The organism is Stappia sediminis, from assembly GCF_009826895.1.
GTDB lineage: Bacteria > Pseudomonadota > Alphaproteobacteria > Rhizobiales > Stappiaceae > Hongsoonwoonella > Hongsoonwoonella sediminis.
In genome coordinates this window covers 637,501-653,149 of sequence record NZ_WUMV01000003.1, presented here as the reverse complement: position 1 = coordinate 653,149, position 15,649 = coordinate 637,501, and the positions used below count along the sequence as shown (strand labels likewise).

14 protein-coding genes and 1 riboswitch (1 of these 15 cut by a window edge) are annotated in these 15,649 nt (G+C 61.6%); of the genes, 5 read left to right on the top strand and 9 right to left on the bottom strand.

Going from position 1 to position 15,649, the window contains the following annotated elements; genetic code table 11:
* Positions 1 to 88: 88 nt before the first annotated feature.
* The 3 genes from GR183_RS09930 to xylF all read right to left on the bottom strand — a co-directional run bounded on the left by GR183_RS09930 (position 89) and on the right by xylF (position 3,533).
* Positions 89 to 916: an ATP-binding cassette domain-containing protein gene (locus GR183_RS09930; protein WP_160775421.1), complete on the bottom strand. Its 828-nt coding sequence runs from the start codon at positions 914 to 916 to the stop codon at positions 89 to 91.
* A gap of 11 nt (positions 917 to 927) precedes the next feature.
* The gene (locus tag GR183_RS09925) at positions 928 to 2,235 is read right to left on the bottom strand and encodes a sugar ABC transporter permease (RefSeq protein ID WP_160775420.1); all 1,308 of its coding nucleotides are present in this window, start codon (positions 2,233 to 2,235) and stop codon (positions 928 to 930) included.
* A gap of 257 nt (positions 2,236 to 2,492) precedes the next feature.
* Positions 2,493 to 3,533, bottom strand: coding sequence for a D-xylose ABC transporter substrate-binding protein (gene xylF / locus GR183_RS09920; RefSeq protein WP_160775419.1), 1,041 nt, complete (start codon positions 3,531 to 3,533; stop codon positions 2,493 to 2,495).
* A 247-nt stretch (positions 3,534 to 3,780) separates the two neighbouring features.
* On the opposite strand from xylF, the gene GR183_RS09915 reads away from it, so the two are divergent.
* The 4 genes from GR183_RS09915 (at position 3,781) to GR183_RS09900 (ending at position 8,717) form a co-directional block, all read left to right on the top strand.
* The gene (locus tag GR183_RS09915; RefSeq protein ID WP_208999806.1) at positions 3,781 to 5,046 is read left to right on the top strand and encodes an ROK family protein; all 1,266 of its coding nucleotides are present in this window, start codon (positions 3,781 to 3,783) and stop codon (positions 5,044 to 5,046) included.
* Entirely contained in the window at positions 5,046 to 6,464 is a 1,419-nt protein-coding gene (locus tag GR183_RS09910; RefSeq protein ID WP_160775418.1) for a cytochrome c family protein, read from the top strand. Before GR183_RS09915 ends, GR183_RS09910 begins: the two co-directional genes overlap by 1 nt.
* The gene (locus tag GR183_RS09905) at positions 6,461 to 8,113 is read left to right on the top strand and encodes a CRTAC1 family protein (protein WP_244313662.1); all 1,653 of its coding nucleotides are present in this window, start codon (positions 6,461 to 6,463) and stop codon (positions 8,111 to 8,113) included. Before GR183_RS09910 ends, GR183_RS09905 begins: the two co-directional genes overlap by 4 nt.
* Before the next feature lie 118 nt (positions 8,114 to 8,231).
* Positions 8,232 to 8,717, top strand: coding sequence for a GNAT family N-acetyltransferase (locus GR183_RS09900; protein ID WP_202395953.1), 486 nt, complete (start codon positions 8,232 to 8,234; stop codon positions 8,715 to 8,717).
* A 31-nt stretch (positions 8,718 to 8,748) separates the two neighbouring features.
* On the opposite strand, the gene GR183_RS09895 is transcribed toward GR183_RS09900, so the two are convergent.
* A complete protein-coding gene (locus tag GR183_RS09895) occupies positions 8,749 to 9,201 on the bottom strand; it encodes a GFA family protein (RefSeq protein WP_160775417.1) in 453 nt (150 codons plus the stop codon).
* 159 nt (positions 9,202 to 9,360) lie between these two features.
* Positions 9,361 to 9,504: riboswitch (FMN riboswitch) on the top strand.
* Positions 9,505 to 9,691: 187 nt separating this feature from the next.
* Here GR183_RS09895 and GR183_RS09890 point away from each other — a divergent pair.
* Positions 9,692 to 10,126 carry a 6,7-dimethyl-8-ribityllumazine synthase gene (locus GR183_RS09890; protein WP_160775416.1) on the top strand — a complete coding sequence of 145 codons (435 nt, stop codon included), beginning with the start codon at positions 9,692 to 9,694 and terminating at the stop codon, positions 10,124 to 10,126.
* A 178-nt stretch (positions 10,127 to 10,304) separates the two neighbouring features.
* Here GR183_RS09890 and GR183_RS09885 read toward each other — a convergent pair whose 3' ends face one another.
* The 5 genes from GR183_RS09885 to GR183_RS09865 all read right to left on the bottom strand — a co-directional run.
* Positions 10,305 to 11,831 (bottom strand): M20 family peptidase, encoded by a 1,527-nt coding sequence (locus GR183_RS09885; protein WP_160775415.1) that lies wholly within the window; start codon positions 11,829 to 11,831, stop codon positions 10,305 to 10,307.
* A 315-nt stretch (positions 11,832 to 12,146) separates the two neighbouring features.
* Positions 12,147 to 13,289 (bottom strand): thiolase family protein, encoded by a 1,143-nt coding sequence (locus GR183_RS09880; RefSeq protein WP_160775414.1) that lies wholly within the window; start codon positions 13,287 to 13,289, stop codon positions 12,147 to 12,149.
* Entirely contained in the window at positions 13,286 to 14,698 is a 1,413-nt protein-coding gene (locus GR183_RS09875; protein ID WP_160775413.1) for a class I adenylate-forming enzyme family protein, read from the bottom strand. Before GR183_RS09875 ends, GR183_RS09880 begins: the two co-directional genes overlap by 4 nt.
* Positions 14,695 to 15,252, bottom strand: coding sequence for a biotin transporter BioY (locus tag GR183_RS09870; RefSeq protein ID WP_160775412.1), 558 nt, complete (start codon positions 15,250 to 15,252; stop codon positions 14,695 to 14,697). The genes GR183_RS09875 and GR183_RS09870 overlap by 4 nt, the downstream gene beginning before the upstream one ends.
* Positions 15,249 to 15,649: the 3' portion of an energy-coupling factor transporter transmembrane component T family protein gene (locus tag GR183_RS09865; RefSeq protein ID WP_160775411.1), read on the bottom strand. The gene runs 241 nt beyond the window's last position; 401 of the gene's 642 nt are visible here — the last part of the coding sequence; its start codon lies off the right edge, out of view — the gene reads right to left on this strand; its stop codon occupies positions 15,249 to 15,251. The genes GR183_RS09870 and GR183_RS09865 overlap by 4 nt, the downstream gene beginning before the upstream one ends.

Genomic DNA, 15,649 nt, shown 5'->3' with positions numbered 1-15,649 from the left:
GCCCGGCTTATTTGCGATGCACCATTCGTAGCAACGGCATGATGCCGCTTGGATAGATCCAGCGCCTAAGTCCGACGAAGATTTGTACTCAGGCGGCTTCTTCGCTCGCCATCGCGCCGGGGCCGGGTTTTGCGCCCTTCGGGCATTTGCCGAGGATGATCATGCCCAGCACTTCGTCCTTGGTGACGTCGGACGTGCGGGCGGTGCCGACGAGCTGGCCGTTTTTCATCACCGCCACACGGTCGGCGAGATCGAAGACATCGTGGATGTCGTGGCTGATGAGGAAGATGCCGATGCCTTCGTCCTTCAGCTTCTTCGTCAGGTCCGCCACCTGCTGCGTTTCCTGGGGCCCGAGAGCCGCCGTCGGCTCGTCCATGATGATGATGCGGGCGTTGAAGTAGATGGCGCGGGCGATCGCGACCGACTGGCGCTGGCCGCCGGAAAGCGCGCGCACCGGGTCCTTGAACTTCCTGAAGTTCGGGTTGAGCCTGTGCATCACCTCACGCGCCGCCGCTTCCATGGCGACATCGTCGAGCGTACCCCAGGCGGTACGCAATTCACGGCCGAGGAAGAGATTGGCCGCCGCATCGACGTTGTCCGCAAGCGCCAGCGTCTGGTAGATCGTCTCGATGCCGTAGCGCTTGGCATCGCGCGGGTTGTTGATGTCCGCCTTCTGTCCGTCGATGTGGATGTCGCCCGCATCGCGCCGGTAGGCACCCGAAAGGATCTTGATCAAGGTGGACTTGCCGGCGCCATTGTGGCCGAGCAGGCCGACGACCTCGCCGGGATAGAGGTCGACGGAGACATGATCAACCGCCTTGACGCCGCCGAAGGAGATCGACATGTCCCGCATTTCCACGAGCGGGGTGCCGCTTACCGTCGAGGAGCCGGGTTCGTGTCCCAGATTTTCTGCCATTGTTTCCTCCCTCAGCCCGCGCGCTTGCGGTAGAGCGTGTCGACGAAGACGGCCAGCACCAGCACGATGCCGACGACGATGTTCTGCAGCGGTGAATCGAGGCCCATCAGCACCATGCCCGTTTGCAGCGATTGCATGACTAGCGCACCCAGCATCGCGCCGGCGATCGTTCCCGCACCGCCGGCAAGCGAGGTTCCGCCGATCACCGCCGCGGCGATGGTGTAAAGCTCGTCGAGCGTACCTTGCGCGTTGGTGGCCGAAGTCAGGCGCGCGGTGGAGATCGCGGCGGCAATGGCCGCGAGCATGCCCATCAGCGCGAAGACGTAGACGGTGATCTTGCGGGTATCGACACCGGCAAGTGCGGCGGCCTCCGGGTTGCCGCCGATGGCGAAGACGTAGCGGCCGAAGCGCGTGCGCTTGGCAAGGAACGTCATGACGATGCCCACGCCTATGGCGACCAGGACCGGCACGGCGTAGCCGAAACTGATATCGAGGCCGCCTTCCGGTATGGTGATGCCCTGTTCCTTGGCGAAACGACGGGCGAGCGCGGGCGGCAGCGTGTAGGCATTGACGACCCAGGTCGCGGCGATGATGGCGCCGGAGGCAAGTCCCACCGTGACGATTTCAGCCCACATCGGCTTGAGCGGGAATTCGAAGCGCTTGCGCTGCCGGCGGGCGTTGACGGTCGCAAGCACCACCAGAGCGACCGCGATCGCGGCGAGGATCCAGCTCCATGTCTCGCCGATGGCGCCATTCGCGCCCCCGCCGATGAGCTTGAAGTTGTCGTCGGTGAGCGGGATCGTCTTTCCTTGCGCCACCCACCAGGCGGCGCCGCGCCAGACAAGCAGGCCGCCCAGCGTCACGATGAAGGCCGGAACGCCCATGAAGGCGACGATATAGCCCTGCAATGCACCGATCACGAGGCCGATGGACATGCCGGCCAGAAGCGTCACGATCCAGACGAGTGGGTGGTTGAAGCCCAGCGCCGGGGTCAGATAGCTCGCCTGGAAGACGGCCATGATCATGCCCGTCACGCCAAGGACGGAGCCCACCGACAGGTCGATGTTGCGCGTAACGATGATGAGAACCATGCCTGTCGACATGACGGCGACGGATGCCGTCTGGACCGAGAGGTTCCACAGGTTTCGCGGCGTCAGGAAGTTGCCGCCGGAAAAGATGTCGAATCCGACCCAGATCACGAGAAGGGCCGCGATCATGCCGATCATCCGGGTGTCGATTTCAAGCGCCTGGATGACCGAGCGCGGCTGCGTCGCAGGCTGCGCCGACGATGCCGGCTTGATGTCAGAACTCGTCGACATGGGAACTCCATGGGAAATTGTGAGCGGTACGTCCGGCCCATTTCAGGCGGGCCGGGAAACCGCTCAAGCTTCGTAGCATATATGCTTGGAACCTGGGTTCGCAGCGGACCGCCGCCTCGCGGCCGGCATCCGGGTACTTTCGCCTGCGGGGATCGAACGCCGCATTCCGGCGTTCATCCTTAAATTGTTGCGGCAGTCGGCCCGGTCTGCCGGGCCGGCCGGACGCGCCGGCCGGCCCGATACGTTGGGACTTTGCCTCAGTTACAGGCGGCGACCGAACCCGCTGCCACGCCTTGGCAGACGGTGTCCTTGGACACCCATCCGGCGTCGATCACCACGTCGAGGTTGTCCTTGGTGATCGCAATCGGCGCCAGGAACGTCGCGGACATTTCAACGCCGCTCGGACCGCCGGACCACTTCTGGGAACCGTCGACCTCTTCGAGCGCCTTGCCCTTGGCAAGTTCGACCGCGATGTCGGCGGCCGCCTTGCCGAGTTCGCGTGCGTCCTTCCAGACGGAAACCGTCTGCGTGCCGAGTGCGACGCGATTGAGGGCGGCATGGTCGCCGTCCTGGCCGGAGACCGGAACGCTTCCGTCGAGGCCCTGTGCGGCAAGAGCTGCCACCACACCACCGGCGGTGCCGTCGTTGGAGGCGACGACAGCGTCGACCTCGTTGTTGTTGGCGGTCAGGAACTGTTCCATGTTCCGCTGGGCGTTCGCCGGCAGCCAGCCGTCGGTATAGGCTTCGCCGACGACCTTGATCTTGCCGCCGTCAATCGCTTCCTGCAGCACTTCGAGCTGGCCGGAGTGCAGGAAATCGGCGTTCGGATCGGAGGACGAGCCCTTGATGAAGACATAGTTGCCTTCAGGCTGGACCTTGAAGACTTCGCGCGCCTGAATGCGGCCGACTTCCTTGTTGTCGAAAGTCAGGTAGTAGGCTTCAGGGATTTCGATCAGGCGGTCGTAGCCGACGACCGGGATGCCCTCGCTCACGGCCTTTTCCACGGCCGGGCGGATCGCTTCGGAATCCTGGGCCAGGATGATAAGGGCGGTGGCGCCGCGCGAAATCAGGCTTTCCACGTCGGAAAGCTGCTTGGCGGCCGAGGACTGCGCGTCAGCGGAGATATATTCCGCGCCAAGCTTTTCCAGCTCCGCCTTGATCGCCGCTTCGTCCGTCTTCCAGCGCTCTTCCTGGAAATTCGACCAGCTCACGCCGACGGTGATGTCCTGCGCGTTGGCCGCGGTCAAGGCGGTGGCGGACAGAAGCGCGCCCGCGACGATTGGAATGAGTTTCTTCATCTTGGTGTTTCCTCCTGACACACCGTCCCTCCCATGCGGAACGGAAATTCTTCTTCAACGCCGCGCATTTCGTGCGGGCACCGGTGGTGAACCCCTGCACGGTAATTTTTTTGGCGTCCGAAAAAAAGTTGCTCCAATCCGTTCCTGCTGTCAACATGGTTTCGTAAAACAGATCGGCGTACCAAAAAATAACGAGGGATGAGCGCCGGCGAAATCATGGGTGGAAACGTGAGGCTAGTCGAAAAAAATGACGGAAAAGGCTGACCGCGATCAGATACGCCGGCAGAACCGGTCGATCGTGCTTCAGGCCTTGCGCAGGGATGGCCCGCAGGCGCGGATCGATCTTGGGCGCGCTACGCAGCTGAGCCCGGCGACCGTCACCTCGATCACCTCCGATCTAATCCAGGAAGGCTTGATCGCAGGCGTAGAGGACAGCGCGCAGAAAGCGCCCCAGAAGGTGCCGATGGCGCGCGGGCGGCCGCGCACGCTCCTCGCGCTCAACCCGACGGCGGCGAGCGTCGTCGCCATCAAGATCTCCGTGAATACGATCGATCTCGTGCTTGCCGATTATGCCGGGCGCATCGTCGCGCGGGAGCGCCGCTCCTTCGACAGCTCGAATATCTCGGGTGACGCATTTGCCGAAACGCTTGTCCGCGCGGCGAAAGCGTTTTGCGACGCCAACGAGCTTTCGGACACGAAACTCCTGGAGATATCGATCGCCGCCCAGGGCGTGGTCGATTCAAGCGCCGGCACGATCGTCTGGAGCCCGGCCCTGCCCGCTCGCAACGTGCCCGTGGTCGAGCCGCTGAGCCGTGCGATAGGCGCGCATTGCATGCTCTCCAACGACACAAACATGATCGCGGAAGCCCTTCACTGGTCGAAGCCGGGTCATTACCGCGGCACCTTTGCGGTGATCTTCATCGACTATGGCGTCGGCATGGGGCTTTACGTCGACAACAAGCTTTTCGTGGGAGAAACGGGGGCCGCGGCGGAGATCGGCCACACCAGTCACATTCCCGGCGGGGCGCTTTGCCGGTGCGGGCGACACGGCTGCCTTGAAGCCTATCTCGGCGACTATGCGATCGTTCGCATGGCTCGCGACCTGCCGCCTTCCACGCCGCCGGAGGAAATTCCGGTTTCCGCCAGAACCTTCTCCGACCTTGTCAATGCGGCGGCGGGCGGCGACGAGGCCGTGCTCGACGCGTTCCACAGGGCAGGCGTCGCGCTCGGCTACGGCGTGGCGAGGCTCGCCGCGATCCTCAGCCCCTCGCCGATCATCCTGACGGGTGCCGGCATCATCGCCTATCGCTACATGGAAGCGGGCCTGCGCCAGGGGCTGGAGGAGGCGCTGGTGGAGGATCTTCGCAAGACCGTTCAAATCGAATCCGTCGATTGGGAGGAGGATCTCATCGTGCACGGCACGCTCGCGCAGGCCATGCGCAGGTTCGACTTCGAGATGTTCAACGAGGCGCGGCCCGGCCTTCAGGCCGGATTGCGGGAGGAGACGATCTGATGGGCAAACCGCTGGCCGCTTTACTGGCCGGTGCGGCAATCGCCATGGCGCCGGCCCATGCCCTTGCGGCCGAAAGGCCGTGGTCGGAAGAGGTAATCGGTTCCCATGCGCCGTTCGATCCTGGCGCGGCGGATACCGCGGAGAAATCGCAAGCCCTTGTCGAAAGGGGCGAGGCGCTGTTCAAGGGAAAATTCGTCGGGAAGGACGGCGCCGGCAGGCCCGATGCCACGCAGGCGATCATACCGACGAAGCGCCGCCGACCCGCGCTTGAGGCTTATCAGCGCCTCGCCGGGCCGGATGCCAATTCCTGCGCCGATTGTCATTTCGACCCGGTGCTTGGCGCGGGCGCGCCTTTTTCAGGCAGTGCCTTCGTGTCCGAAGGCTTTGAAAGCGCGGATTTCGACACGGTCGATCCGCAGTTTTCCAACCAGCGCAATTCCATCGCGCTTCAGGGCGTGGGGCTTGTCGAACTTCTCGCGCGCGAAATGACGGCGGAGCTTCACCGCCAGCGCAAGGCGGCCCTTGCCGAGGCTCGCGAGACGGGCGAAGCGGTGGCCCGCCCGCTTTCCTCCAAGGGGGTTTCCTTCGGCGCGATCACGGCACGGCCGGACGGTATCGTCGATTTCGCGAAGCTTGAGGGCGTTGACCAGGATCTTGTCATCCGCCCGCTATCGCACAAGGGCGTCATCGTTTCGCTGCGCCAGTTCACGGTCAACGCGCTCAATGCCCATCACGGCATTCAGGCGGCGGAGCGTTTCGGCGCGCGCTGGACCGGCACCGACGATTTCGATGGAGACGGGATCGGCGACGAGATCGGCGAAGGCGACGTTTCCGCACTTGTCGCCTGGCTGGCGACGCGCGAAGCGCCTGGGCGAAAGACCGATCTTCCCGATATCTGGCGCGAAGCGGCGGCGGAGGGCGAAAAGCGCTTTTCAGAAATCGGCTGCGCCGAATGCCATATCCCCGCCCTCCCTCTGGAAGCCGCCGTCTTTACCGATCCCGGCCCGCTCGACACCGCCGGCACGCTTCGCCAGGCGGAGGTCGACCGCCCGATCCAGCTCGATCTTGAGGCCCTTTCCTGGGTCAAGGCGCTTCCGCGCGACGATCAGGGGCGCATTCTCGTGCCGTTGTTCGGCGATCTGAAGCGCCACAAGGTATCGGACCAGCGCCGCGAACGGCTTGGCAACGAACTGCTTGCCCAGCGCTTCGTGGAGCGCGACGTCTTCATGACTGCCGAGCTTTGGGGCGTCGGCTCCACCGCGCCCTATGGCCATCGCGGCGATCTCACGACGCTTGACGAGGTCATCCGCGCCCATGCGGGCGAAGCTACAGAGATACGCAAGCGCTACGAGGACCTTGGCGAGGAGGATCGCCAGTCGATCGTCGCCTTCCTTCGCAGCCTGGAGATTTCGCAATGACGGGCCGCATGTTTACCCGGACATCATTTCTCGCCGGCGCGGCATTCCTGGCGCTGACGCCCCTTTCGGCAAAGGCGGATGGTGCCACGCTGACGCCCTTGCCGCATTTTTCCGAAGAGGCTTCCAACGCTGGTATCGACCACAAATACACCGGCCCGTGGGAGTTTTTCGTCGGCGGCGGGGCTGCGGTCTTCGATTGCAGCGGCGACCGCAAGCCCGATCTTTTCGTCGCGGGCGGCACCACGCGGGCAAAGCTTTACCGCAACCTGTCGTCCGCCGGCGGCGCGCTCCATTTCGAGGAGGTCCGGCTGGACCTGCCCGAGCGGCTGATGGAAAAGGTCACCGGCGCCTATCCCATCGATATCGACAATGACGGGATCAAGGATCTCGCCGTCATGAGGGTCGGCGAAAACCTGCTCCTGAAAGGCAAGGGGGATTGCCGTTTCGAGGAGGCGAACCGCGCCTGGGCCTTCGATGGCGGGCGCGCATGGTCGACGGGCTTTGCCGCCACGTTCGAGCCGGACAAGGCCTTTCCGACGCTCGCCTTCGGAAACTATGTCGACCGTAGCGCGCCGGGCTCTCCCTGGGGCACCTGCCACGACAACATGCTATACCGGCCGCGCGGCGAGGGAGCGCCGGACTATAGCGACGCCTTCGCGCTTTCGCCCGGCTATTGCAGCCTGTCGATGCTTTTCACCGACTGGAACCGGTCGGGCAAGCCCGCCTTGAGGATCTCCAACGACCGTCAGTATTATCGCGGCGGAGAGGAGCAGCTTTGGGCCGTGCCGCCGGGCCGCCCGCCACGTCCCTACCGCAAGGCCGACGGCTGGCAGCACGTCAAGATCTGGGGCATGGGGATCGCCAGTACGGATCTCGACGGCGACGGCTTTCCCGAATATGCGCTCACCAGCATGGGCGACACCAAGCTGCAGACGCTCGACAAGGAAAGCGAGCAGGAGTTTCCGATCTACCGGGACATCGCATTCGATCTCGGCGTTACCGCCCACCGGCCCTATGCGGGCGACGATTCAAAACCGTCGACCGGCTGGCATGCCCAGTTCGAGGACGTGAACAACGATACGCTCGCCGATCTCTTCATCGCCAAGGGCAATGTGGAGGCCATGCCGGATTTCGCGAGCTACGATCCCGACAATCTCCTTGTTCAGGAGTGGGACGGCACCTTCACCGAACGCGGCATGGAAGCGGGCGTAGCGCTCAACCGCAAAGGGCGCGGCGGCGGCGTTGTCGATCTCAACATGGATGGCCTGCCCGACATTCTGGTGGTCAACCGCGAAGGCCCGGTCAGCCTTTTCCGCAATCTCGGCGGCGGCACGAAGGCAAACCCGGTCCCACTCGGCAACTGGATCGGTGTGGAACTTTTTCAGAACGGGCCGAACCGGGATGCGATCGGCGCGCAGCTCAGCGTGAAGATCGGCAACCGGACCATCACGAAGGATCTTCAGGTCGGCGGCGGCCATGCATCTGGCCAGATCGGCTTCGTGCATGTGGGCGTGGGTGTCGCGGAACGCGCGCAGATCCGCGTGCGCTGGCCGGATGGCGACTGGAGCCACCCCTATCGCGTGTTCACCAACAACTTCGTGCGGATCGAACGCGGCCAGGCTGACGCTCAATACTGGTATCCGGAATAAGCGTACCCACCGATCAAATGACGTTGAGATAGACATTCAACGCTTCCGGCGCGTCCTTCCCGGTGGTAGCTCCTTGCCCTGCCAACCGGCCCCTCACCCCTGCACGGACCTAACCCCTTTGACGATCGCTTCACCACAGGAAATCACTTTCGCAAGGCTGCCGGAAATCTCGCCTGAGGAAATCCTCGCGCATATGAACGACCCCCGCGTCGCAGAGCATATGCCCCTCCTCACCGGGCGCTGGGACCGGCAAATTTGCGATGATTTCGTCAAGGCGAAGGAAGATTGCTGGCGCCGTGACGGTCTCGGCCATTGGGCGATTCTGTGTGGCGGTGCCTACGCCGGATGGGGCGGGTTTCAGAAAGAGGGCGACGAATGGGATTTCGGCCTGGTGCTGAAACCCGAAAGCTTCGGCCTTGGTACGCGGATCGCCCGCAAGGCCCTCGCTTTCGCGAAGTCGGACGAGCGCATTCCTTTCGTGACGTTCCTCCTGCCGCCATCGCGAAAGCATCTGCGCTGGCTTGAGCGTCTCGGTGCCGCATTCGTCGGCGAGGTGGACTACGCCGGCAGCACATTCCTGAAGTATCGCCTGGACACCGAGTAGCCGCCCGCCGAACCACGCCCACAGGCGATCGTCACCGCTCGGCGAACTCCCGCATGAGCCTTTGAAAATCTTCCATCGGCGGAAATGCCTTGTAGCTGTGCCGGGCAGGCGTTTCCACCCAGGGCAGCTTTTCGGCCGTCATCGTCTCGATGAAGGGCCGCGTCCATTCCGGCTCGTCGAACATCGTCGGGCGCACGTTGACGAAATCGTCGATGCCCGTGATCCGCGTGAACATCCAGCTCATGCAGGACGGGCAGAAGAAATGGTCGAGCTCCGGCCCCTTTATCCCGCCCTTCACAGGCTTGCCCTTCGTGACGCGCAAGGCTTGCGCCGGAAACATCGCGGTCAGGGAATAGGCGCTGGAACTCATCTTCCGGCAGCCCTCGCAGTGGCAGGCCGCGGTCATGAAAGGGGGTGCGGTGACTTCTATTTCAATTTTCCCGCATCGACACGTGCCTAGGAGCGGGAAACGGTTGCCATTCATTACTTCAGTCCTCCATGGATCGACATATTGATTCTTGAAACCGCCCGGTATGCAGGACGTTTCGCCTTCCGCCGGCAGATTCAACCCCGGACGCCGCCCCAAGACGTAAGCCTTCCTGCACTACCACTTGCAAACCCGGCTGCTTTGCGAGAATAGTCCTTCCGTTCTCAGGGCGGGGTGAAAGTCCCCACCGGCGGTGAGCAGTCATGCTGCGAGCCCGCGAGCGCCTTCCTTATGGAAGGGTCAGCAGACCAGGTGCAACTCCTGGGCCGACGGTTACAGTCCGGATGGAAGAGAACGTGCGTACGGCTGAAGCATATCCCGTCAAATCCGGATCGGAATTGGCGGCAGTGATATGCCCAAGGCGTTGATCCTGGAGCGAGCTCTGATCCCGAAAGCGGTCCCGCTTTCAGGACAAGCGCTCCGGAGCCTTGTCGGCCGTTGTGCATGTGATCGCCTTGGGTGACGTGTCGTTACAAAGGAGATCTCTATGACACACACCCGATACGCATTCATCAAGGCGAGCTGGCACGCCGATATTGTCGATCAGGCTTTGGCCGGGTTTTGCCAGGTAATCCCGTCGGAACAGGTCGATGTCTTCAATGTGCCCGGCGCCTTCGAAATGCCCCTGCTGGCGCGGGAACTGGCAAAGACAGGCCGATATGCGGCCGTAGCCGCGGCCGCGCTGGTCGTTGACGGCGGCATCTACCGGCATGATTTCGTAGCGCAAGCGGTCGTGAACGGCCTGATGCAGGCCGGCATGGAATCCGGCGTTCCCGTGCTTTCGGTATCCCTGACACCACATCAGTTTCAGGAAACGGAGCACCACATAGATATTTTCAAGCGGCACTTCGTCCAGAAAGGGCGCGAAGCAGCGAATGCTGCGCAAGCCATGACGAAATTACGGGCCGATCTTGCCGCTTAAATCTCCCGGAGCACATCCCGCCAGATCAAATCCGGATTTGGCGGGACATACTCCCACTCATGCAGGATGGGTAGAAGAAATGGCCAGGCTGCGGTCCCTTTATCCCGGCCTTCGCGGGCTTGCCGTTGGTGGCAGGGAGGACGCGAACGGGATCGCCGAACGGAAGTTCGTCGCCGTTCTACAGATCTTCCAGATTGTCCATTAGCCGATAAAAGAACCCGATTGTCTTTCCATACTCATCCACTTTGATGCGTTCATTGACGCCATGAAAACCGGCAAACTCCTTCATTGATTCAAGCTGGATTCCCGTGATGGTGTAAACATCGGGAGCGAAATCACGCGCTTGGAAATGCTTGGAATCCGAGCCGCCAATCACAAAGAATGGCGCCACGATAAGATCATTGCCCCATATCTGGCGTATGGTTTTTTCAAGCGCCTTGTACCCGTCGCCGTCCGGATTGGCCACGTTGGTGGCGGGAGTGGACGCGGAAATGTCCCTGACGGTGATGCGATCATCGTCAATGGCCTTTTTGACATGCTCGATTATCACCTCGGGCGTATCGCCGGGCATTGGCCTGAAATTGACCACTGCGGTCGCCGAGGGCGGCAGCACATTGTCCTTGATGCCGGCGTTGAACATGGTAACGGCTATCGTGGTGTGCAGCATGGCTCTCGTGACTTGATCGGAAGCCATTTCCTCGATGAATTGCTTTTCGAGGTCGGTCATTTCACCGTCTTTCCCAAAGGCAACCGCGGCATACATCGGCTGTTTGGCTTCATCCAACTCAGGGCCCATGTAGCGGTACTGATGGCGAACAGCCTCATGAATCCGATAGGGGAATTGAGCATCTTCGAGTTTTGTGACGGCCTTCGCCAATATCCCGATGTTTGATTCTTCAGGAGGTTGCGAGGAGTGTCCGCCAACGCCATGCACGGCCAGCTCAAGGCTGATATAGCCTTTTTGCGCGATGCCGATGAGCGCTGTGTTATCCGGAATACCAGGAAATACGCCCGGTATCAGCGGTGCCGATTCATCGAGAACAAAGGCAAATCTTTTGATTCCACGCTGTTCCAGGACATCGGCAATGTACCTGGCGCCTTCCGGCCCGCCCACTTCTTCATCCTGACCAAAGACGAAATACAATGTCCGGGAAGGCTGCCAGCCTTCCTTGATCTTCATTTCGGCCGCTTCGAGAATGCCGTGGATCTGGTTCTTGTCGTCCAGCACGCCCCGGCCCCAGATATAGCCATCTGCAACCGCTCCGGAAAAAGGCTCCTGCATCCACTGATCACGGGAATCATCCGGCACCGGCACTACATCCTGATGCGCATAAAACAGCGCAGGCGGCAGGTCAGGGTTCTTGCCTTCCCACGTGTAAAGCAAGCTGTATGGACGAGGGTCCCCCAGGACTTCCCTTTTCAGGGTCTTGTGAACATTGGGATAAGCTTCCACGAGGAATTGGTGATAGTCGTCAAACGCCTTGGTATCGAAATCGTTTCGATCCTGGTTCGAAATAGTCGGAAATTGAACGGCCCTGGACAGCCGCTCTACAGCGCCATCGAGATCGACATCAATCGTTACTTGCTCAACGCCCTGCATCTGCAACGACGAAAAGTCCTGCTTTTCATCCGCCCACGCAGGAACGTTGATACCGAATGATACCGCGAGCGAAATGCTGGCTACATATTTGGCGCATGGTTTCACAGTCGATCTCCCCAGCTGGCGGCATCTTTCGCAATTTCCCGAAAGAAGCGTCGGTTTGCGATTTTCCAGGAAGGATGCCGCACCCTCACAGGAAAAAAGCCTCGCTGGTATGTTAGTACGATGATCTCATCTGTGAAGATTGGTACTAACTCGACGTTAGCCCAAGGGGCGTAAACTTCTTTGATACTTCAGGATATTGCGGTCAGGCCAGGACTGGAATCGCGAACGTGGAATGCGCGGCGGGCCGGTCAACAATTCGACGGCGCAAACGCAGATTCTTATCGACTGGATGATCCCATCCGGTCGGAAAGCGCTCTAGACACGGGCGAGCAGGACCGATGTGGCCAGTCCGCCGGCGGCTGCTATGGTTGCAAGTCCTTTCGCATCCTCGTCTTCCCGGCGCAATTCCTCGAAAAGCCTCACGGCCAGCACCGCGCCGGAAGCGCCGATAGGGTGTCCGCGAGCAAGTGCCCCTCCGCCCCGATTGACGATTTCGGGATCGAGCTCAAGCGCATCGACGCAGGCGATCGCCTGGGCCGCATAGGCTTCCATGACCTCCGCGACGACGATGTGGGCAGCGCCGATGCCGCACCTCTCAAAAAGCCGCCTCGTCGCGCCGATGGGGGCAAGGCCGGGAAGACTCGGGTCTCCTCCCGAGGTCGTGATTCCCAGCACTCGAACGGCGTGATCGGCTGAGATTTTGCCGGCCAACCTTTCCGAAACGACGATGACGAATGCCGCCGCGTCGGCTTCAACCGCCGTCGTTGCCGCCAGGACACCGGTCTCCTCATCACCCGCAAGTCGCTTCGAGCGCCGGCACACCGCCGCCGACAGTTTGCGCGTATAAGCATCTTCGGTCGTGTCGTTGAGCGGGACGATTTCCCCCGCCAGTGTGCCTGCCTCTTGCGCCCTTAGCGCCTTGCGGTGGCTGTCGCATGTCCAATCGATCTGCCGTTCCGTCGAAATTCTCCAAGCCTTCGCAAGATTGGCCGCAGCTTCGGCCATATCCGGGTCCCGCTCCGGCCATGGAGAAAAGGGGGGCCTGTCATAGGGTTCCGGAGCCTCGCCGGTATGAAGCGGCCTCTTCAACCTCAGTGGCGACCGGGAAAAGCTTTCCACGCCGCCGGCCAGCACGCACTCCGCTTCACCTGTCGCGATCAGTCGCGCCGCATGCGCAAGCGCGTCAAGGCCGGAACAACACTGCCGGTCGAGCGTGGTTGCCGAAACGCTTTCCGGAATGCCTGCGAGAAGCGCGACCCGTCTTGCCGGGTTGCCGCCGGCGTAGAGCCCATTGCCGACGATCACCTCATCGATCAAGTCCGGAATTATTCCGGCTGAACTCAGGCAACGTTCGATCACCGGCGCGGCGAGTTCATCGACCTCAATCGCCTTGAACGCCCCGCCGCGCGGGACGACCGCACTGCGCTTGCCCGCGACAACGAAGGCAGGCCGGGTCAAGGTGCCGCGTCCCGCTCGGTCGCCATTACTTTGAGTTGCAGAAGATCGGACTTTCCGCCAGGCGTCAGCGGCCAGTCCTTCACGCAGAAAATCCGTCGTGGCACCTTGATCGAGGGAAGTTGCTGCAGGCAGGCACGGCGCAGCTCCGCCTCGCTGATATCCGATTTGGTCGAGACCACCGCCACGATCCGCGTACCCCGCAATTCGTCGTCGATGCCGAAGGCCGCCGCCGCTTCGATATCGGGCAGGCTTTCGAGCACCCGCTCGATCTCCTCGGCGAAGACGTTCACGCCCGCGCTCACCAGCATGCGCTTGCGCCGCCCGCTGACGAAGAGGTTGCCTTCCGCGTCGAACCAGCCGCAGTCGCCAACCGTCAGCCAGCCATCCTCGAAACGGGTTTCGCTGTCCTCTCCGAATTCATAGCCATCGAAAACCTGGTCGCTCTTCACCCAGATCACATCCGTTTCGCCCGGCCGGCATATCGTGCCGTCTTCGCGGCGCACCTCCACCTCGACGCCCGGCATTATCCGCCCTGCGGAGCCGGCGGGGATAACTTCTTGCGATGTTCTGCAGGCGACGAAGCTGGTTTCCGACGTTCCGTAGAACTCGAAAACCTGCACGGAACGAAAGGCGTCGAGAATGACGCCTCTGGATTTCTCAGTCACCTTTGATCCGCTGATCAGAATTCTCCTCAGCGATGGAAATTCGAGGCCTTCGGCAAGCGCGGCGCGGCACAGAAGCTGCATCTGCGTTGGCGTCGCGTAAAGCGTCGTGCATTTTCGCTCGATCATGGTCGTCAATACGCTGCGCGGGGAAAACTTTTTGACGAGGTGAACCGTCGCGCCAAGGTGAAGGCCATGAACCGCTGCGAAAAGGTGGAGGGAATGCGACAGGCCGCCCGGAACCATGATCCGGTCGTCCGGGGATAAGCCGAAGGCCTCTTCCGCCGCCTTGAAGCTCGCGAGCCAGGAACGGTGCGAACGCCGGAAGGCCTTGGGATACCCGGTCGAGCCAGAGGTGAAGCCTATATAAAAAGCGTCTTCCGGTTTGGGAGCGGGATGCAGCTTGTTCTCGGATTTATCTGCATTTTCAATATCTTGCGGAGCAAGAGAAGCTTCGGCCACGCGCTTCAGGGCGTTCATCAGCCCTTCGCTCCAGTTCGGATCCGGGATGATCGCGACCTGCCCCGTCCGCATCGTCGCGATCATTGACACCAGGAGATCGCTCGGGTCCTTGAGGTCCAGAACCACGCGCGCCCCGGCAGGCGCGCTACCCGCCGCTTGCCGCGCTATCGCATTGACGATTGCCTCGAGGTCCGCCCAGGTCAGGCTGTCATTCCCGGCGACGAGCGCTATCTCGTCTGCACACCGGCGCGCGTGATCCGCAATCGGCGCGCCGACATAACTCATGCCCGCGACACCAATGCGCCTGGAAGGCCACGTGCGACCGATTCGGCAATCACCGCCGTCAACGCCACTTTTATAAGATCGCCAGGGATGTAGACCAAACTGCCAAGCGCCGCTTGCCCGAATGACAGATCAGCCAGGACCACAAGCCCCGGAATACCAAATAGATAGACAACGCCAATGCCACCAATCGCTGCCGAAATTGCCGCCGAGACGATAACCGAACGTCGCCTCATGCCCCTCATTAGAGCTCCGGCGACAAAAGCACCAACAGGCCACCCGATCAAGAACCCCGCCGAGGGACCAGCGAACACGCCAAGTCCGCCGCGCCCGCCGGCAAGTAGCGGCGCACCGATCGCCACAAGAAACAGGAAAAGGACTACCGCAAACGCTCCACGCATCGGCCCGAGCATAACGCCTGCCAACATGACACCCAATGTTTGCGCAGTGATCGGAACGCCGCCCAGAAATGGTATGTGAAACAAGGGAAAGAGACCCAACGCCGCAATGAGCGCTGCGTATAGGGAAACATAGACGAGCGTCCTGTCATTGCTCATTTTTTCGGCAATCCTCCGTCGAATTCAGCTGTATCTTCGAAGCCATCCGCACCGCCGCGAGCGGCGAGCGCTTCTGATACATGATCGGCGGTACGCAATGCCAGTACGGCAAAAGGCGCAGTCAACCGAGGTCCGGCGCGCTTTCCCGTGCGCGCCCTGTAGGCCGCACCCAATTCTTCCGCCAATCCAATCAAGACCGGAGTGAAGCGTATCACCAATGCAATCGCCAAAGCGATCCTTCGGCTCGATATACCTATGAAATTCAATGGTGTCAGGACAGGATTTAACGCATCGAGCATATCCTCCATGCGCGTGGTAAAGGTTACGAGTGTCGCCAACAGGATCATGGTAAACAGCCGGAATACCGTCACTAAGCCCGATACGAATGTTCCCGTTA